This window comes from Luteimonas sp. TWI662 (assembly GCF_039673825.1).
Taxonomy (GTDB): Bacteria; Pseudomonadota; Gammaproteobacteria; order Xanthomonadales; family Xanthomonadaceae; genus Luteimonas.
In genome coordinates, this window is record NZ_JBDJMI010000015.1 from 68,873 (window position 1) to 87,872 (window position 19,000).

Sequence of the window (19,000 nt, forward strand, 5' to 3'; positions counted from 1 at the left end):
AAGGGGGCCCGGCACGCCGGTGCCAGGCCCCAGGCGCCTCATGTCGCGCCGTGCACGGCTGGGTGCGAGCCGCGATGGCGGAACCGGCGCGACAGCCAGTCGCCCAGGTCGTCGATGACCGTGAACGCGGCCGGGATCACGATCAGACTCAGCAGCGTCGAGGTGATCAAGCCGCCGATCACCGCGATCGCCATGGGCGCGCGGAAACTCGAATCGCCGGCAAAGCCCAACGCGATCGGCATCATGCCCGCGCCCATGGCCAATGTGGTCATGATGATCGGCTGGGCGCGCTTGCGGCAGGCGTCGACCAGCGCGTCGTGCTGGCTCATCCCCAACTCGTCCTCGGCGATCACCGCGTAGTCCACCAGCAGGATCGAGTTCTTGGTGGCGATGCCGATCAGCATCAGCAGGCCGATCAGCGCCGGCAGCGAGAGCATGTTCTGGGTCAGCAGCAGTGCGCCGAATGCACCGCCTGCGCTCAGTGGCACCGCCGCCAGGATCGTGACCGGCATCAAGGCGTGGTTGAACAGCAGCAACAGCACCATGTAGATGCACACAAGGCCGGCGGCCATCGCCAGCACGAAGCCCACGAACAGCTCGACGAACACCTCGGCATCGCCGCTGTTGAGGAAGCTCACGCCCGGCGGCAGCGTCTTGACGCTCGGCAACGCCTGCACCTGGGCCATGACATCGCCCATCGGACGCCCGTTGAGTTCGGCGGTCAGCGTTACGTTGCGCTGGCGCTGGTAGCGCGAGAGCTGCGACGGGCCGCTGCCGGGCCGGATCTCGGCGACCGCGGCCAGCGGCACCGGACCATCGCGACCGGGCACGCGCAACTGTCCGATCAACGCCGGGTCGGCGAGCACCGCCTCGGCGAAGCCGACCCGGATCGGCACCTGGCGGTCGGGCAGGTTGAGCTTGGCCAGGCGCTGCTCGTAGTCGCCGGCGGTGGCGATGCGGGCCGCTTCGGCGATGTCCGCCGTGGCCACGCCCAGGTCGGCGGCGCGCGCCGGCACGGGCACGATCTGCACTTCGGGTCGCAGCAGCGATGCACTGGAGGTGACGCTGCCCAGCCCTGGGATGCCGCGCAGGTCGCGCTCCAACGCGATCGCCGCCTCCTGCAGCCGCTGGGGGTCGTCGCCCGACAGCACCAGCTGCAGCAGGTTGCCCGGTTCGGAACTGACATAGCTCACGCGCACGCCCGGCAGGTCGGCCAGACGCTGCCGGGCCTCGCGTTCGAGGACCCGCTGGTCGCGATCGCGGGTATTGGCGGTGCCCCAGTCCAGCACCAGGACCGCCTTGCGCGACTCGCCGACGCCGGTCGCGCCGGGATCGCCGAGATCGAGCACCGCGCCCACCGCGGTATAGACCTGTCGAAGCTCGGGCATCTCGCCCAGCAGCCCGCGCGCGCGCTCGGCCATCGCCACGGTCTCCTGCAGGCGCGTGCCCGGCGGCAGCTCGAGGCTCAGGTTGCTGCGCCCCAGATCGGACTGCGGGATGAAGGTGGTCGGGATGAACGGCACCAGCGCCAGCGAGGCGACGAACAGGCCCGTCGCCAGCCACAGCGTGCGACCCCGGTGGCGCAGCGCCGCGTCCACCCAGCCCAGGTACCAGACCATCAGCCGGGAATCGGCCTTCTCCTCGCCGTGCGGCTTGAGTAGGTAGGCCGCCATCATCGGCGTGAGCAGGCGCGCCACCAGCAGCGAGAACAGCACCGCAGTGGCGGCGGTCCAGCCGAATTCCCGGAAGAACTTGCCGGCGATGCCGGGCATGAACGCCACCGGCACGAACACCGCGGCGAGCGTCAGCGAGGTGGCGATCACGGCATTGCCGATTTCGCCGGCGGCCTCGCGCGCCGCTTCCAGCGGCGGCTTGCCCATGCGCAGATGGCGCACGATGTTCTCGATCTCCACGATCGCGTCGTCGACCAGGATGCCCACCACCACCGACAACGCCAGCAACGTGATCAGATTCAGTGTGAATCCGAACGCATACATCACCGCGAAGGTCGGGATGATCGACAGCGGCAGCGCCAGCGCCGCCACCCAGGTCGCGCGCCAATCGCGCAGGAACAACCACACCACCAGCAGCGCCAGCAACGCGCCTTCGTAAAGCATGGTCATCGACGAGTCGTAGGACCGGTGGGTCTCGTCGATCGCGGTGGAAACCAGCCGGAAATCGACACCGGGGTGATCGGCTTTGAGGCGGTCGAGTGCGGCATGCACGCCCGCCTCGACCTTGACCTCGCTGGAGCCGCGCGTGCGCGACATCGAGAACGCGACCACGTCCTCGCCGTCGAGCAGCGCCGCCTCGGTCGGATCGGCGGCGGCGTCGGTGACCGTGGCCAGCGTCGACAGCCGGACCGCACGACCATCGGGCAATGCGACCGCGTAATCGCGCAACGCCTGCGCATCGGCGACGGTGCCCAGCGTCCGGATGGTCTGCTGCGCACCCGCGATCTCGGTCTTGCCGCCTGCGCGTTCGACCTGGATGCGGGCCAACTGCTGCGAGACATCGCCGGCCGTGATGCCCATGGACATCAACGCTCTGGGGTCGAGATCCACCCGGATCTGCCGCTGCACGCCGCCCACGCGGGTGACCCGGGCCACGCCCGGCACGCCGTACATCGCCCGGGCGATGTCGCGGTCGACGAACCAGCTGGCCTCGTCGGCGGTCATGTGCGGCGCGACCAACGCATAGGTCATCAGCGAACCGCCGATGTCGACCTTCGAGATCACCGGCTCCTGGATGTCCTGCGGCAGGTCGGTGCGGATACGGGTGATCGCATCGCGGGTGTCGTCCAGCGCCGTGGCCAGGTCGGCCTCGAGCTGGAATTCGATCGTCGTGGTGCTCACGCCCTCACTGACCGACGATATCACCCGCTTGACGTTGCTGACCGTGGCCACCGAGTCCTCGACCTTGCGAGTGACCTCGGCCTCGAGTTGACTCGGCGAGGCGCCGGGCTGGCTCACGGTCACCGTGGTCATCGGAAACGCGATGTCGGGGAAGCGCGCCACCGGCAACTGGTGGAACCCCCACAGGCCGGCCACGCACAACACGAAGAAGATCAGCAGTGCCGGCAACGGGCGCTTGATGGCCCAGGCGGAGATGTTCATCGCGCAGCCGCCCCGGTGTCGCCAACCACCCGTACGCGGTCGCCCTCACCGAGGAAGCCGGCACCGTCGAGCACGACACGGTCGCCGGCGGCCAGGCCATCGACGATCGCGGTCCGGCCGGCGACAGTCTGGCCCGTGCGCACGCGGCGTCGGGTGGCCCGCTGCTGGTCGTCGATGCCGAACACATAGCTGTGACCATCGCGCTGCACGATCGACGCGGTGGGCACAGTCAGCACCTGGCCTTCACCGGTGACGATACGGCCATCGACAAACACGCCGGCCTTCAACGGGCCGGGCGCCGGCAGGTCCGCATAGACCGTGCCGGTGCGCGTTTGCCCGTCCACACCGGGACTGACCGCGCGAATGCGGCCCTCGATCGTCTGGTCCGCGTACTGCAGCACCACGGCATTGCCGACGACGACGTCGGCCAGCTGCGCCTCCGGCAGCTCGGCCCGCCATTCCAGGCGACCGTCGCGGATCAGACGCAACAACTCGGTACCGGCCGCGACCACCTGCCCGGGTTGCACCAGGCGCTTGGAGATCAGGCCGTCGGCGGGCGCGCGCAGGTCCGCAAAATCGCGGCGTAGCTGCGCCGCGTCGCGCGCCGCCCGCGCCGTCGCGGTCTGCGCTTCGGCATTCAGACGCGCGGCACGCAGTTCGTCCAGATTGCCGGCGCTGATCAGCTGCTGCGCCGCCAGGGTCTCGCTGCGCGCGTAGTTCATCTGCGCCAGCGCCTGCGCAGCGTGCGCCTGGCGCAGCGACGCATCGGCCTGGGCCAGTTCGCTGTCCAGACTGCGGTGATCGAGCCGCAGCAGCACCTGGCCTTTCTTCACCCACTGGCCGACGTCGACCTCCAGCGCGGTGACACGTTGCCCGCTCAGTTCCACGCCCAGCTGCATGTCCTCGTACGCGCTGACCGGCCCGGACACCAGGACCGTGCGCGCCATGGTCTGGCGCTCCACGAGCGCCAGCGACACCGGCAGCGCCGAGGTCTCGGCGGTGGCGTCGGCGGTGGGCCCATCGGCGTCGCCACAAGCCGAGAGCGCTGCGACGAGCAGCAGACAGCAACAACGCAATAGTCGATCACGCATGGCGAGGGTCCCGGACCGCGGTAGCGGGGATGGAGGAGGAAGGAAGAGAGAGACGGTGAGATCAGCCGTCGCGGGCGATCCGCTGCGCGATGCCGTCGAGCATCAGGCCAAGTCCTTGCTCGAAGCGCGCGTCGAAATCGACCGCGTTCCAGGCGTCGCGGGCCTGCCAGCAGTGTGGGAACCGCGCCTCGGCCAAGGCGAGAAACGTCGCACCCAGCGCCTGCATGCTGCCGTCGCCGGGCCACGACTGTTCCTCGATGACGAAGCCCATCGTGTAGTAGACCAAGTCCATCGACGTGGTCGCGGCGAACGTCGCCGGCGCCCCGGCACCCACCAGCGCCGCGATGCTCGCCTCGCCCACGCGCAGCATGTTCTCGGTGGCCAGGAACGTGCCCACATAGACCCGGGCCCCGTCACGGCGCGCCTTGAACGCCGCCCGGAACTCGTGGGCGATCTGCAGCAGCGTTTGCCGCCAGGGCTGGCCGTCGGGCACGTTCCGCGCGACGTCGGCGAGCATCGCATCGGCCATCGCATCGAGCAGCGCCTGCTTGCTGCAGAAGTGCCAGTACAGCGACGGCGCCCGGATGCCCAGTGCACACGCCACCTTGCGCAGCGTGAGGCCCTCGAGGCCGGCGTCGTCGAGGACCTCGAATGCGGCTTGGATGATGGTGTCCCTGGCAATGGGCGTACGCACGCGACGAGGCAACCTAACTTTGTTAGGGAGAGAATCTAACAGCGTTAGTTTGACGCAGCAAGCATCGCAAACACCGCCCATGCGGCGGCCTGCTCGATCTTCTGACCGATGGAGGCGTGGCGCCTGACGGCCGGCGCGCGAGGCCTCGAGCATGCGGCGACCGGCCTGGCCGTCGTCGGGCGTGCGCCCGAGCCGACGCTGCTCGGCCTGGATCGCGCGCCCGGTGGCGGTCCAGGTCATGCCGTCGACCTCGCCGAAGTGGTGTCCGTGCGCGGAGCAGGGTCTGCAGCGCGCGGGGCGTCGGCGCGCGGTCAGCGCTCGTCGCGTCTGCCGAACTCGACCGGTGGGGCGTCGGACTTGCTGCGCCAGACCCCTTCGCGGTAACGCTCGCAGTCGCGCGACACCGGCTCGCCCGGCTGGTCGGGCCGGCTGACGCATAGCGGATTGTTGTCGACCGCGGCATTGGTATCGCGGTACTCCATCGTGCCGCAGGCGGCGAGCGGCAAGGCCGCTGCCAGGCTCCACAAGCTGCGCATGGATGCAAATTCCGTCGCGTGACGGCCTCGACAATGTCAGGGACACGCCGACTGCGCAAGCCGGCCCGGCTGACCAGGCGATGCGCAGCGCCGCGGGTCTCCCAGCCGGTATCGACGCGGCCACGTCGTGGCGATGGGATGCGCTCGACTGCGCCCGCGATGCCGGCGAGCCGTCCGCCTAGGGTCGGCCCGGGGATGCCTGCGCGATCGTCGCGCGCGACGCTGGCGCTCCCCTCTGATGACGGGAGCGCAAGGTGAACACGATCCAATCGACGACGTCGTCCGGACTTGCCGCCGAGGCCCGCCCCGGGCCGGATGAGACCGGGCGGCATCACACGGTCGAACGTGGCGACACGCTGTCGGCCATCGCCCGGCGCTACGGGACCGATATCGCCGGTTTGCTGGCCGCCAATCCCCAGATCCGAAACCCCGACGTGCTGTATCCCGGCGACACGGTCGTCGTGCCAGCAGGGCAAGGCGCCGTGGACGTGCGTGCTGGCGACACGCTGTCCGGCATCGCCGCCGCACATGGCACCACGGTGCGCGCCCTGCTCGACGCCAATCCGCAGATCCGAAATCCCGACCTGATCCACGCCGGCCAGTCGATCGCGCTGCCGGGCGACCGGGGCGCGGCGCCCGTGCCCGGGCAGCCCGCTCCGCCGACCGCCGTCGACACCCCCTCCACGCCGCCCGCCGATGCCGGCGACCATCGTCTGGGCCAGTTGTCGGAGCAATACGAGACCGGCGGCCGCGGCCCCGGCACGGTGTCGAGCGGCGTCGGCGATCCGGGGGGCGTGTCCTACGGCAGCTACCAACTGGCGACCAATCGCGGCCGTCCGCAAGAGTTCCTGGCCGAGGAAGGCAGCCGGTGGGCAGACGCGTTCGGCGGCGCCGCCCCGGGAACACCAGCCTTCAGCGCGACCTGGCGCGAGATCGCCGCGCGCGAGCCGGCGGCATTCGCCGACGCACAGCATGCCTACATCCAGCGCACGCACTACGACGTACAGACCGAACACGTGCGGACCAACACCGGTCTCGACGTCTCCGACCGCTCGGCGGCGGTGCAGGACGCGGTCTGGTCCACGGCGGTCCAACATGGGCCGGCGACGAATGCGATCACCCGCGCCGTGCGCGACGTCGAAGCGCGCGGGCTGTCGCCCGACGACGGTGTCGCATACGACCGCGCGCTGATCGATGCGATCTACGACGAGCGCGGCCGCCGCAACGCCGACGGCGCGCTGGTGTACTTCACCAGTGCACCGGCGTCCACGCAACGCAGCGTGGCCGAGCGGTTCGAGAACGAACGCGCGGACGCGTTGGCGATGCTCGACCCACCGTGATGCGCCGATGATGGCGGCCCGGGTATCGTGCGGCGCAACCACGGACGATGGAGCCGACCCCATGCAGCGCATTTCCACGCCTCGTGCCAGCCGCCTGATCGGCGTCACTTGCCTGGCCCTCGCCCTGTCGGCCTGCTCGCAGGCTGCAGCGCCGCCGGACGAGGGGTCGTCCGGCGCAGCACCATCGCGCGGCGCGGCGCATGACGCCGGCCAGCCGGCCTCCGAGCATCCCGAACGCGCAGGGCGCTATGTCCTGCGGGGCGCGCACGCAGCCGACCTGGAGTTGGCGCCTGCGGCCGCCGGTGCGCACTGGGAGGTGGTGCTGCGCGGCGGCGGCGCAGCCGCCGATGGCGCGGCCGTGGCGGCCGATTGCGAACTCCATGCCCGCGGCCCGCTGCGCGACGACCGCATCGATGCCGACGTCGTGCCGTTCGAGGGCGAACTGATGTCGGTGACTGCCGAAGACCTCAAGCGCGCACCTGCATCGGTGACGGTCCGCTTCGACGGGCCCAGCGTCGTTGTCCAGACCGACGCCGCGCTGTGCGGCAACGGCGCGGACTTCAACGGGCGCTACCAACGCAGCCAGCAATTGCAGCACGCTGGGTGACCCAAGCCGGTGTCGCCATGCGCGCACTTGAAGGCCACACGCATCGGCGAGAGCGAACGCTAACGGCCGGCCTGCAAGGCCTCGAGAATACGGCGACCCGCCCGGCCGTCGTCGGGCGTGAGCCCAAGCCGGCGCTGCTCGGCCTGGATCGCACGCCGGGTGGCGGTCCCGATCATGCCGTCCACCTCGCCGATGTCGTGCCCGCGCGCAGCGAGCAGGGTCTGCAGCGCGCGACGGTCGGCGCGCGACAGCCCAGGATCATCGGTCGGCCACGGCGTCGCCAGGCCCGTCCCGCCGCGCAGCCGGTCGGCGAGCAAGGCGATCGCCAGTGCGTAGCTCTCGGCGGCGTTGTACGAGTAGATCGCATCGTAGTTACGCAACACCAGAAACGCCGGGCCCGACGCGCCGGTCGGTGCGATCACCGCCGCGCGTGTGTCGCCGGCCGGCAGCGCGCCGCCGTCGACGCGGGTCACGCCGCGCGCGGCCCACTCGGACACCGGCCGGCGGTTCGTGCGCCCGGCCTGCGCGATCGCGAAGCCCGACGGCAACCGGACCTCATAGCCCCAGGGCTGGCCGCGGCGCCAGCCGGCGCGCGCGAGATAGTGCGCGGTCGAGGCCAGGGCGTCGGGAATGCTGTCGACGAGATCGCGGCGGCCGTCGCCATCGAAATCCACCGCGATGCGCGCGTAGGTGCTGGGCATGAACTGCGTGTGGCCGAAGGCACCGGCCCAGGAACCGGTCAGGCCCGGATCGCGCAGATCGCCGTCGTGCAGCAGCTTGAGCAGCGCCAGGAATTCGCCGCGGAAGAACGGCTGTCGACGACCGTTGCAGGCCAGCGTCGCCAGCGACACGCGCAGCGGCCGCTTGCCCGAGATGCGCCCGTAGTCGCTCTCCACGCCCCAGACCGCAACCACGGTCTCGGCATCGACGCCGTACTGCGCCGCAACTCGCGCCAGCAGGTCGCGGTGCTCGGCCAACATCGCGCGGCCATCCTCGACGCGCTGCGCATCCACCAGCCCGGCCAGGTAATCCCACAGCGGTGTGGTGAATTCGGGTTGCGCGTCGAGCAGCGGCAAGACGCTCATGTCCGGCTGCAGGTCGGACGTCAACCGGTCGAAGGCATCGCCGGGAATACCGCGCTTGGCCGCATCACCACGGATGCCGGCCAGGCACTGGGCGAACGCGGCCGGATCGGCCGGCGGTAGCGGCGGCGTGGCCGCCGACACCGTGCCGGCCGCGCCCAGCAGCGCGAAGGTCGTGAGGGTACGCAGACGGATCTTCATCGCATGGAACTCCTGGGCAAAACGGCCCTGTCACTGTGCCTGAGCAGGCGGTCAGCGGGCGCGTGCGCGGGCTCGGGTTTAACGCGCCGCTCAGGCGGCCGCGCACGAACGATGGCAGAACGCGCAGGCCGACTCGGCCTCAGCGCACGTCGCCATCGACGTAGTACCAGTGGCCGTCCTCGCGCACGAAGCGGCTGCGCTCGCGCATGCGCACGACGCTGCCGCCGCCGATGCGATAGCGCGCGACGAACTCGACCTCGGCGCGATCGTCGTCCAGCACGTCGAACGCACGCACGTCCAGGCCCAGCCACGTGGGCTGCGGCCCGCGCAGATCGAGATCCGGCGGGCAGGTGCGCGGATGCCAGCTCGTCCGCAGGTAGTCGACATCGCCGCGCACATAGGCGCTGTAGCGCGCACGCATCAGGGTCTGGGCATCCGGCGCCGGCATGCCGGCGTGGATGCGACCGCAGCAGTCGTCGAACGACAGGTGGCGGCCACAGGGACAGGCGGTCACGGAGGACGTATCGGAAGCGGACATCCGGGCATTGTGCAAGCACCGCGGCGCGATCGCGAGCGTGGGCGGGGCGCGCTCACAGAAAGCCCGTCGCCGCCAGCGACACTGCCTCGCCCTCGCCGATGACGAAGTGATCGAGCACACGCACGTCGACCAGCGACAACGCCTGCCGGATCATGCTGGTGACTGTGCGGTCGGCGCCGCTCGGGCGATTGCTGCCGCTGGGATGGTTGTGGCCGACGATGATCGCCGCAGCGTTGTGGGCGAGCGCGCGCCGTGCCAGTTCGCGCGGATACACCTGCGCGTTGTCGATCGTGCCCTGGAACACCTCCTCGAAGGCCAATGCGCGATGTCGGGCGTCCAGGTAGAGCACGGCGAAGACTTCATGGGGAAGGCCGCGCAGGCGCTGGGTGAAGTAGCGACCGGCCGTGCCGGGGTCGGTGATTGCCTCGCCACGTTCGAGCGTCTGGGCCAGCACCCGGTTGCCCACTTCGAGTGCGGCGCTCAGGCAACTGGCGCGCGCCATGCCCAGGCCCGGCAGTTGGGTGAGTTCTTGCGGCCCGCGCTCGAGCAATGCGCGCAGCGAGCCGTGGTCCTTGAGCAGGTGGCGGCCGGTCGCCACCGCGTCCATGCCGCGCAGGCCCGAGCCCAGGAAGATCGCCAGCAACTCCGCGTCCGACAGCGCGCCCGCGCCCCGGGCGAAGAGTTTCTCGCGCGGCCGCTCGCTCTTGGGCCATTTCGATATGTGCATCGCCGCCTCCGTTGGGGGAGCCGGCACCGGCGCGACGCGACGGGGAGGACGTCGGACGCGCATCGCCGGTGCCGGCGGGACCTGTATTGCAGCGCGTCCGCCGGTCCCCGCGCAGCCAGCGGTCCACACCGCTTCGGGTAAGCTGTCGGTCGATTTTCCGGTAGGGCTTCCCCGACCATGGCTGGCGCGTCGACCTCGCTGCATGGGCAGCGCATTCTGCTGTGCGTGTGCGGCGGCATCGCCGCCTACAAGGCCGCCGACCTCGTGCGGCGTCTGCGTGATGCCGGCGCCCAGGTGCGCGTGGTGATGACCGACAGCGCGCTGCACTTCGTCTCGGCCGCGACCTTCCAGGCGGTGTCGGGCGAACCGGTGCGCACCACCTTGTGGGACCCGGGCGCCGAGGCCGCGATGGGCCATATCGAGCTGGCACGGTGGGCCACGCGCGTGGTCGTGGCGCCAGCGACCGCGAACACGCTGGCCAAGCTCGCGCACGGTTTCGCCGACAACCTGGTCACCACGCTGTGCCTGGCGACGACCGCGCCGCTGACCGTGTGCCCGGCGATGAACCACCGCATGTGGCTGCACCCGGCCACGCAGGCCAACCTCGCGCTGCTGCGCGAGCGCGGCGCGCAGGTCGTGGGGCCGGAGGACGGCCCGCTGGCCGAAGGCGAATCGGGCCCCGGACGACTGGCCGAGCCGACCGCGATCGTCGCGGCGCTGCCGGTATGAGCGGGCCGCTGGCCGGCCGACGCGTGATCGTCAGTGCCGGACCGACGTACGAGGACCTCGATCCGGTGCGGTTCCTGGGCAACCGCAGCAGCGGCAAGATGGGCTTCGCGGTCGCCGCGGCCGCCGCCCAGGCCGGTGCCGAGGTGCGGCTGGTGGCCGGCCCCGTGCACCTGTCCACGCCCGACGGCGTGACGCGTGTCGATGTGCGCTCGGCCGCGCAGATGCACGCCGCGGTGTTCGCGGCCCTGCCCGCCGACGTCTACGTCGGGGCCGCTGCGGTCGCGGACTTCACACCGGCCCAGGTCGCCACGTCGAAGATCAAGAAGCGTGCCGGCGAGGCCGGCCTGACCCTCGAATTGGTCCGCACCCGCGACATCCTCGCCGAGCTCGCCGCCGACCCGCGCCGGCCTCGGCTGGTGGTCGGCTTCGCCGCCGAGACTGACGACGTCGACGGCAACGCCCGCCACAAGCTCGCCACCAAGCGCGTCGATCTGATCGCGGCCAACCGTGTCGGTGTCGTCGGCAGTGGGTTCGAGGGCGACGACAACCTGCTGGTGGTGCACGATGCCGCCGGCCAGCACCCGCTGGGCCCCGGCCCCAAGACCGCGATCGCGGCCGACCTGGTCGCGCTGATCGCCCACCGCCTCGATCCGGATCCGCCATGAACCACATCCTCGATGTCCGCGTGCTCGATGCGCGCTTCGGCCAGCAGTGGCCGCTGCCGGCGTACGCCACCGAAGGCAGCGCCGGTCTCGACCTGCGCGCGGCGCTCGACGAGCCGCTGGCGCTGTTGCCCGGCGACGTCGCGCTGGTGCCCTCGGGCCTGGCGATCCATATCGGCGACCCGGGCCTGTGCGCGGTCGTGTTGCCGCGTTCGGGGCTCGGCCACAAGCACGGCATCGTGCTCGGCAACGGCACCGGCCTGATCGACGCCGACTACCAGGGCCCGCTGATGATCAGCGTCTGGCACCGCGGCAAGGACGCCTTCACCATCGAACCGGGCGACCGCATCGCACAGCTGGTGCTGCTGCCGGTGGTGCGCGCGACGCTCAACGTGGTGGATACTTTCGTCGACACCGCACGTGGGGCCGGGGGATTCGGGCACTCGGGCGTCCGCTGACGGGGAAGGCCATGGGCGAGAAGGATCCGCATCGCACACGCGAACTGACGACGCAGCTGGCTCGCGTCGCGCCGGTGCTCGCCGTGGTGCTGGCGCTGCTGGCCCTGTGGTGCGCCTGGCAAGGCGTCCGCCAGTGGCAGGCCGGACAGCGCAGCGCCAGCGTGGCGCAGGCGCGCGATGCCGCGATCGATGCGACCGGGCAGGCGCTGCAGGCCGAACTGCGGCGGATGGGCGAACGCCTGGCCAGCGCGCCGGTGCAGCGCGCGCTGCAGGACGGCCGCCTGGATGCCGCCGGCGTCGAACTCGGCCGCGACTGGTCCGGCGCGACCGGCGTCGCGGTGGTGCCGCGCGACCTGCGCGGCGAGTACGACGCCCTGGGCCCGGGCCACTTCGGCCGACTCGCGGCCCTCGAAAGCGCACTCGCCGCCGGCGAGCCGGTGCTGATGGTGGCCGGCGGCCCCGCCGGTCCGCAGATACTGGTCACCGCCCCCGCGCGCGCCGGCGAACGACCGGTGGGCGTGGCGATCGCCGCGCTCCCGCTCGAGCGCGCGACCGCCGGCCTGGCTGCGGCCGACGTCGACCCGGCGACCTACGTCGCGCTGCGGCAGGGGGGCCAGACGCTGCTGGCGCGCGGCGAGCAGGCGCTGTCGAACGTCGCCGAGCGCCTGGGCCGACAGGTGCCGGGCACGCAGTTGCGGATCGTCGCCGCAACCCCGCACGTCGGTCCCCCGCCGCTGGGACTGTCGGCAGTGCCGTTGCTCGTGCTCGCCGCGACGCTGCTGGCCCCGGCGGTCGTGGCGTGGCGACTCGCTCGGCGGCGCTCGCCTGCCGGCAGCGCACCCGATGCGGCGCCCACGCTCGCCCAGTCGCTGGCAACAGCCGACGCGGGGCGCCCGGCCCCCCGTCCGGCGCCGGCAACGGCGCCCAAGCCAGTGGCGGCACGGCTCGATCCGGCGATCTTCCGCGCCTACGACATCCGGGGCGTCGTCGGGCGCACACTCGATGCCGCGATCGCCGAGTCGATCGGGCGCGCGATCGGCACGCTGATGCACGAGCAGGGGCTCGAGGAGATCGTGGTCGGTCGCGACGGCCGGCTCTCGGGCCCGGACCTGGTCGCCGGCCTCGTCGCCGGTCTGCGCGCGAGCGGGCGCAATGTCGTCGACATCGGCCTGGTGCCCACTCCGCTGAGCTACTTCGCGGCCTACCACCTGCGCACCGGCTGCTGCGTCTCGGTCACCGGCAGCCACAATCCGCCCGAGTACAACGGGTTCAAGATCGTCGTCGGCGGCGAGACGCTGTCGGGCGAGGCCATCGCCGATCTGCATGCGCGCATCACGGGCGAGCGCCTGTACGCTGCGCCGGCGCCGGGCGGGCTGGTCGAGCGCGACCTCGCCGACGACTACATCCGCCGCATCGCCGACGACATCCAGATCGCACGACCGCTGAAGGTCGTCGTCGATGCCGGCAACGGCGCGGCGGGCGCGCTGGGCCCGCGCGTGCTGGAAGCGATCGGCGCCGACGTGATTCCGCTGCATTGCGAGATCGACGGCACCTTCCCGCATCACCATCCCGATCCGAGCGAGCCGCGCAACCTGGCCGACCTGATCGACGTCGTCAAGCGCATGGGCGCCGACCTGGGCGTGGCCTTCGACGGCGACGGCGACCGGCTGGGCGTGGTCGCCGCCGATGGCGCCATCATCGAGGCCGATCGCGTGTTGATGCTGTTCGCCGCCGACCTGCTCGAACGCAATCCCGGCGCGTTGATCATCCACGACGTCAAATGCACCGGCCGCTTGACCGGCCATGTGCTGCGCCACGGCGGCAGCCCGCTGATGTGGAAGACCGGTCACTCGCTGATCAAGGCCAAGATGCGCGAGACCGGCGCCGAGCTGGCCGGCGAGATGAGCGGCCATTTCTTCTTCGCTGAGCGCTGGTTCGGTTTCGACGACGGGCTCTATGCCGCCGCGCGGCTGCTGGAGATCCTCGCGCTGGAAGCCGACCCCACCGCCGCGCTCCATGCGCTGCCGGTCGGCGTGTCGACGCCCGAGCTCAAGGTCGAGGTGCCCGGCGGCGACCCGCACGCATTCGTCGCGAGATTCCTCGCGCAGGCCGCATTCGACGGCGCACGGCTGTCGACGATCGACGGGCTGCGTGCCGACTGGCCCGACGGCTGGGGACTGGTGCGCGCGTCGAACACGACGCCGGTGCTCGTACTGCGCTTCGATGCCGACGATGCACAGGCGCTGGCACGGATCCAGGGATTGTTCCGCGAGCGCCTGCTCGCGATCGAACCGGGACTGACGCTGCCGTTCTGAGGTGCGCATCGCCTGCGACCTGCACGCCGCGCGCCCTCGCGCTGGCGTGTGGCCACCGGGATCATGGAAAGCACCGCGCACCGCCCGACCCGCGCTCGCGGGCACGTCCGACATCGGCACGGGCAACAGGCCGATGTCACGCATCGACGCACTGACCGAGGCTGACGGCACACCTTCATCGGAGTGCCGCCATGTCGATGCCGATCCGTTTGTCCTGCCTGCTGTGGCTGTGCACCGGCCTGGCGCCGATGCCGGTGCCTGCGCAGCCAACCCCCGATGCGCTCATGCTGGCCACCGACCTGCGCGGCGAGATCGACGTCGGCGCCTACTACGTCAGCGAGAAACTCGACGGCGTGCGCGGGCGCTGGGACGGTCAGGCGCTGTGGACGCGCGGCGGCCACCGCATCGCGGTCCCGGCAGGCTTCACCCTGGGCTGGCCCGACGGCTCGATGGACGGCGAGTTGTGGCTCGGGCGCGGCCGGTTCGACGAGACCAGCGCGCTCGTGCGTGGCGCCGATCCGACCGATCCGCGCTGGCGGCAACTGCGGTTCCTGGTCTTCGACCTGCCCGACCACGCCGGCCCGTTTTCCGAGCGCATGGCCGCGATGCAAGTGCTGACCTCAGGCACGGCGCATCCACAGTTGGCCATGATCGCGCAGACGCGCCTGCCGTCGCGGGCCGCGCTCGACACCCGGCTGGCGGAGGTCGTGGACGGCGGCGGCGAGGGATTGATGCTGCACCACCGCGACGCGCGCTACGCCGCCGGCCGCAGTCCCGCGCTGCGCAAGCTCAAGCCGTTCGACGATGCCGAAGCGCGGGTCGTGGGTTACCTGCCGGGCAAGGGCAAGTACGCCGGTCTGGTGGGCGCGCTGGTGGTCGAGCATGCCGACGGACGCCGGTTCCGGATCGGCAGCGGACTGCGCGACGCACAGCGGCGCGACCCGCCCGCGATCGGCAGCCTGGTCACCTACCGCCACAACGGCGTGACCGCCAACGGCCTGCCGCGTTTCGCCCGGTTCCTGCGCGTCCGCGACGACGAACCCAACGCCTCGCCCCCTGGTGACGGCAAGCCGCCTGAGAGGCCCTCGCCGCGATCGTGATGCCGGCACCCCGGCCGGTCCTCCGGCAGGCGCACCCGAAACCGGGCGCGCCCGCCGGGACCGCTGGCAGGTTAAGGCGAGGGACCGTCGTCGCGGCGACGGTCCAGGTAGGCCTGCGCCCACCGGTCGGCCACCTTGCCGGCCGCTGTGCGCCCGCCCAGGCCGAAGGCCAATGCGACCGCCACCGCCACTGCACCGAGCACCAGGCCGAACGCGAGATTGACGATGTCATCGGCGATGCCCATCGCGCGCAGCCCCATCGCGATCACCAGCCCCAGGATCGCGACGCGGGCGATGCGCGACAGGCCGACGCCGCCGCCGGGATTGGCGCGCTGGATCGCGCGCGCGGCCAGGTCGGCCAGCCAGTAGCCCACGACCAGGATCACGCCGCCCAGCAGGATGTCGCCACCGAAGGCGATGAAGGTCGCCAACAGGTCGCGCACGCCGGTGAAGCCCAGTCGATGCGCGGCTTCGACCGTCGCAAACAGCAGGATGAAGAACAGCGCCACGCGGCCAACGCACACCGAAAGGCCGGTACCGGCAGGCGGCGCCGACGTTGCGGAGGCCGGGGCCACCGGTGTGGTCTTAAGCGGCAGGCCAGGCTCCGGCGTGCCGGCGGCGGCAACCGGATCGGCGGTCGCGAGCGCCGTGTCCACCGGCGCCGGCCCGGTCGGCGTCGTGCCGAACACGCCCCCCAATCCAAGGCGCTCGGGCAGGCGGTCGAAGCCGAGATTCTCCAGCAGGCGCGTCAGCAGCCCGGAGACGAACCGGCCCAGGTACCAGGCCACCAGCAGAATCAGCGCAGCGGCCAGGATGTTGGGCACCGCGGTCAGGAACAATCCCAGCATCTCGCCGGCCGGCTCGGAGATCGCGCGGATCGCAAGCGCGTCGAGCGCGGCGATCAGCGTCGGCACGATGACCAGCACGAACGCCAGCGTGCCGCCCAGTTGCGACAGGCGCACGCCCGCACCGGCCTGCCCGTGATCGCCGAAGCGGTCGATGCCGGTCGCCGCGAGCAGGTTGCTCACCAGCCCGCGCAGCACCTTGGCGATGAGCCAGCCGACCAGCCCGATCACCACGGCGGCAAAGACATTGGGCAGCATCGACGTGACCTGCGCGGTCATCTGCGACAACGGTGCCATGAGGCCTTCCACGCGCAGGGCTGCAACGATCGCCGGCAGGAACAGCAACAGCACCAGCCAGTAGACGACATCGCCGAGCACCGCCGAGATCGGCCGCACCCCGGCCGATGCCGACAGTTTCTCGTCCCAACGCCCGGCGGCCATCAGCCGGTTGACGCCCGCGCGCAGCGCCGTGGCCAGCAGCCAGGCGACCAGGGCGAGCACGCCGGCCAGAATGATCCGCGGCAGATACAGCATGACTTCGGCCACCAGCGCCGAGAACGGGCCGTACAGGCCATCGAAGCGCAGTACGCTGAACACGCCGATCAACGCGACGATGATCACGAACCAGAACGCGACCGACGCCGCCACCCGGACGACATCGATACTGGACGCGGTCTGGGCGTTCACCCGTTCGTTGAGGCGCAGACGGGTCAGCCCGCTGCGGACCAGGCCGCGCACGAACAGCGCGACGATCAGTCCGACGACCAGGACGGCGACCGCCGCCAGGACGGTCGGCAAATAGTGGCCCAGGCTCAGTTGAAGTTGCCGGGCGAGCGTATCGGGTTGCATGGGGCGTCTCTCCTCGCAGGGATGCGGATCCACCGCATCGCGTCGATGGCGCCGGCAGCGCGGGCGGCAGTGCCGACGGCGGAAGGCGCGCGGCGGCATCGGGATCGCACCGTCATGCGACGGTCGAGCAGAATCGATCCCCATGCCGGGGCGATGACGGTGACCGCATCGCCGGAACCGGGCGAGGTCCAGTCTGGTGATGACGATGTCGGCTCAGAGTGAACGGAACGTAACGCCCGTATCGTGCAGGCAACGCCATCAAGCGCCGTCCGGCGCGATGCCGCGCCCCCGGCCCCACGGCTCGCGGGTCAATTCACCGGTCAAGCATGACGCCGCCGGCGCGTCTCAGCAGGCGCGTTCCCGGGCGAAGGGATTGAGCCTGCGCACCCAGCTGTCGCCGCAGTCGATATCCACCGGCTCGGGCTCGACCGGCTTGGCGGGCGCACGCGCCGCCGCGCGCGCGCGCTCGAGTTCGGCGCGCTTCTCGCGGATGCGCGGCAGCGCGGCCAGCGCGGCGCGCTCGCCCTGCAGGATCGCCGCATTGCGCTGTTCAAAACTGGCCGGCCCGATGTCGTTGACCTGTGGGCGGATCACCACGTCCGCGCGGGCGAGTTCCTGCCGGCCGAGGTTCTGGCCCATGATCGCGATCGACTGGTTGACGATGCCCAGCATGCTGCCGGGCGTGCTACCGCTGGCCTTGCTGGAGATATCGACCGCGATCACCAAGTCGGCGCCGAGTTGGCGGGCCGCATCCACTGGCACCGGGCTGACGACCCCGCCGTCGACATAATGGCGGTCGCCGATCTTCACCGGTTCGAACACACCCGGCACGCTGCTCGAGGCGCGCACGGCCTGGCCGGTGTTGCCGCGGACGAACACGATGCGATCGCCGGTCTCCAGGCGCGTGGCAACGGCTGCGAACGGGATCGGCAGACGGTCGATCGTGCGATTGCCGACTTCGCGATTGACGTAGTCCTGCAGCGCGACGCCCTGCACCAGCCCGCCGGAGAACAACCGCACGTCACGGATGCTCGATTCGTCGAGCGCAACCGCCCGCTCCTGCATCCGGAACGGATCCATGCCGCTGGCGTAGAGCGCACCGACCACGCTACCGGCGCTGGTCCCGGCGACGACATCGGCCTTGATGCCATTGGCTTCGAGCATCTTGATCACGCCGATGTGCGCGAAGCCCTTGGCCGCACCGCCGCCGAGCGCCAGGCCGATCCGGACCGGAGGCGTCCTGGTCGCGGGCGCCGCGGACGTCTGGGCGGGGGCGACCGGCACGGGTTTGACGTTGTCGCGTCCGCAACCGGCCACGAGCAACGCCAACGCGCACAGCACGAGCGCCAGCGGGACGCGGCGCGAGACGGGAAACGGCGGGGAACATGGACGCATGGCGGTGGCATCGAAGGGGCGAGGCGCGAGGATACCGAGGCAGGCCCCGCACGGGCAGACACCGGCGACATGGCGCAACACGCGGGCGCATGACGCGCGATGGGCGTCGCATCGGCACGACGAAAAGCGGCCGACCCTGTCAGGATCGGCCGCTTCTTCGACGCTTGGAGACGACGCCGCGACGCGACGCCCGGGGGCGGCTCAGTCCTGGCCGGCGTCGTCCGACGCGGTCTGTCCACGTGCCGCGTTGACCGAGCGCTTGCGTGCGGCGGCGTTGCCGGCCTCGATGCGACGTGAGTTGCCCTGGATGGTGCCGTTGGCCTGCTTCTTGCGGTACTGCCGCGCGGCCACCCAGACCAGGCCCAGGCCGATGGCGCTGGCGGCCACGATCGCCGGGTTGCGACGCAGGAACCCGCCCGCGACCTTCGCGCCAGTGCGCGCGGCACCCACGGTCAGGCCGGTCTTGAGCCACTTTTCCGCCGTGCCCGGAATCGCGTGGCGCAGGCTGTCGCCTGCCTGGCCGACCAGCGACACGGCCTTGTCGGACAGCGCTTCGAACTTGCTCATCGGGGGCTCCTGGAAAATGACCATGGGGAAAGGCCGTCAGTGTGCGGCCGCGACCGTCGATCCAGCGTGAGCGCAGGCCCGGCGCGCCTTGGCGTTCAACCCCCGTTGTGCACGCCACGCCGCGCCGCGCCGCGCCGCGCCACACACC

General features: G+C 71.3%; 15 protein-coding genes and 1 pseudogene. 6 read left to right on the plus strand and 10 right to left on the minus strand.

Annotated elements, in window-relative coordinates:
- Positions 1-38: 38 nt before the first annotated feature.
- The 4 genes from ABE488_RS11720 to ABE488_RS11735 form a co-directional block, all read right to left on the minus strand.
- Positions 39-3,116 (minus strand): efflux RND transporter permease subunit, encoded by a 3,078-nt coding sequence (locus tag ABE488_RS11720; RefSeq protein ID WP_346441933.1) that lies wholly within the window; start codon positions 3,114-3,116, stop codon positions 39-41.
- Positions 3,113-4,207: an efflux RND transporter periplasmic adaptor subunit gene (locus ABE488_RS11725; RefSeq protein WP_346448525.1), complete on the minus strand. Its 1,095-nt coding sequence runs from the start codon at positions 4,205-4,207 to the stop codon at positions 3,113-3,115. Before ABE488_RS11725 ends, ABE488_RS11720 begins: the two co-directional genes overlap by 4 nt.
- Before the next feature lie 61 nt (positions 4,208-4,268).
- Positions 4,269-4,901 (minus strand): TetR/AcrR family transcriptional regulator C-terminal domain-containing protein, encoded by a 633-nt coding sequence (locus ABE488_RS11730; RefSeq protein WP_346441935.1) that lies wholly within the window; start codon positions 4,899-4,901, stop codon positions 4,269-4,271.
- Between the two features lie 311 nt (positions 4,902-5,212).
- Positions 5,213-5,437, minus strand: a complete 225-nt coding sequence (locus ABE488_RS11735; protein WP_346448527.1) for a hypothetical protein — start codon at positions 5,435-5,437, stop codon at positions 5,213-5,215.
- Positions 5,438-5,691: 254 nt separating this feature from the next.
- Between ABE488_RS11735 and ABE488_RS11740 the strand changes: the two genes are divergently transcribed.
- The gene (locus ABE488_RS11740) at positions 5,692-6,777 is read left to right on the plus strand and encodes a LysM peptidoglycan-binding domain-containing protein (protein WP_346448528.1); all 1,086 of its coding nucleotides are present in this window, start codon (positions 5,692-5,694) and stop codon (positions 6,775-6,777) included.
- A 61-nt stretch (positions 6,778-6,838) separates the two neighbouring features.
- Positions 6,839-7,384: a hypothetical protein gene (locus tag ABE488_RS11745; protein ID WP_346448529.1), complete on the plus strand. Its 546-nt coding sequence runs from the start codon at positions 6,839-6,841 to the stop codon at positions 7,382-7,384.
- A 59-nt stretch (positions 7,385-7,443) separates the two neighbouring features.
- On the opposite strand, the gene ABE488_RS11750 is transcribed toward ABE488_RS11745, so the two are convergent.
- The 3 genes from ABE488_RS11750 to radC all read right to left on the minus strand — a co-directional run bounded on the left by ABE488_RS11750 (position 7,444) and on the right by radC (position 9,932).
- Positions 7,444-8,667, minus strand: coding sequence for a lytic murein transglycosylase (locus tag ABE488_RS11750; protein WP_346448531.1), 1,224 nt, complete (start codon positions 8,665-8,667; stop codon positions 7,444-7,446).
- A gap of 139 nt (positions 8,668-8,806) precedes the next feature.
- Positions 8,807-9,205, minus strand: a complete 399-nt coding sequence (locus ABE488_RS11755; RefSeq protein ID WP_346441942.1) for a YchJ family metal-binding protein — start codon at positions 9,203-9,205, stop codon at positions 8,807-8,809.
- Between the two features lie 52 nt (positions 9,206-9,257).
- A complete protein-coding gene (radC, locus tag ABE488_RS11760) occupies positions 9,258-9,932 on the minus strand; it encodes a DNA repair protein RadC (RefSeq protein WP_346441943.1) in 675 nt (224 codons plus the stop codon).
- Between the two features lie 177 nt (positions 9,933-10,109).
- On the opposite strand from radC, the pseudogene coaBC reads away from it, so the two are divergent.
- The 4 genes and pseudogenes from coaBC to ABE488_RS11780 all read left to right on the plus strand — a co-directional run bounded on the left by coaBC (position 10,110) and on the right by ABE488_RS11780 (position 15,196).
- Positions 10,110-11,326, plus strand: a pseudogene (gene coaBC / locus ABE488_RS11765) (bifunctional phosphopantothenoylcysteine decarboxylase/phosphopantothenate--cysteine ligase CoaBC).
- The gene (dut, locus tag ABE488_RS11770; protein ID WP_337243592.1) at positions 11,323-11,781 is read left to right on the plus strand and encodes a dUTP diphosphatase; all 459 of its coding nucleotides are present in this window, start codon (positions 11,323-11,325) and stop codon (positions 11,779-11,781) included. The pseudogene coaBC and the gene dut overlap by 4 nt, the downstream one beginning before the upstream one ends.
- An 11-nt stretch (positions 11,782-11,792) precedes the next feature.
- The gene (locus ABE488_RS11775; protein ID WP_346448533.1) at positions 11,793-14,096 is read left to right on the plus strand and encodes a phosphomannomutase/phosphoglucomutase; all 2,304 of its coding nucleotides are present in this window, start codon (positions 11,793-11,795) and stop codon (positions 14,094-14,096) included.
- A gap of 191 nt (positions 14,097-14,287) precedes the next feature.
- Positions 14,288-15,196, plus strand: a complete 909-nt coding sequence (locus ABE488_RS11780; protein WP_346441945.1) for a DNA ligase — start codon at positions 14,288-14,290, stop codon at positions 15,194-15,196.
- Positions 15,197-15,267: 71 nt separating this feature from the next.
- Here the strand turns inward: ABE488_RS11780 and ABE488_RS11785 are convergent, their stop codons facing one another.
- From ABE488_RS11785 to ABE488_RS11795, 3 genes are all read right to left on the minus strand, one after another.
- A complete protein-coding gene (locus ABE488_RS11785; protein WP_346441946.1) occupies positions 15,268-16,890 on the minus strand; it encodes a mechanosensitive ion channel in 1,623 nt (540 codons plus the stop codon).
- Positions 16,891-17,235: 345 nt separating this feature from the next.
- A complete protein-coding gene (locus ABE488_RS11790) occupies positions 17,236-18,285 on the minus strand; it encodes a patatin-like phospholipase family protein (protein ID WP_346441947.1) in 1,050 nt (349 codons plus the stop codon).
- A gap of 201 nt (positions 18,286-18,486) precedes the next feature.
- Positions 18,487-18,852, minus strand: coding sequence for a hypothetical protein (locus tag ABE488_RS11795; protein WP_346441948.1), 366 nt, complete (start codon positions 18,850-18,852; stop codon positions 18,487-18,489).
- Positions 18,853-19,000 lie beyond the last annotated feature (148 nt).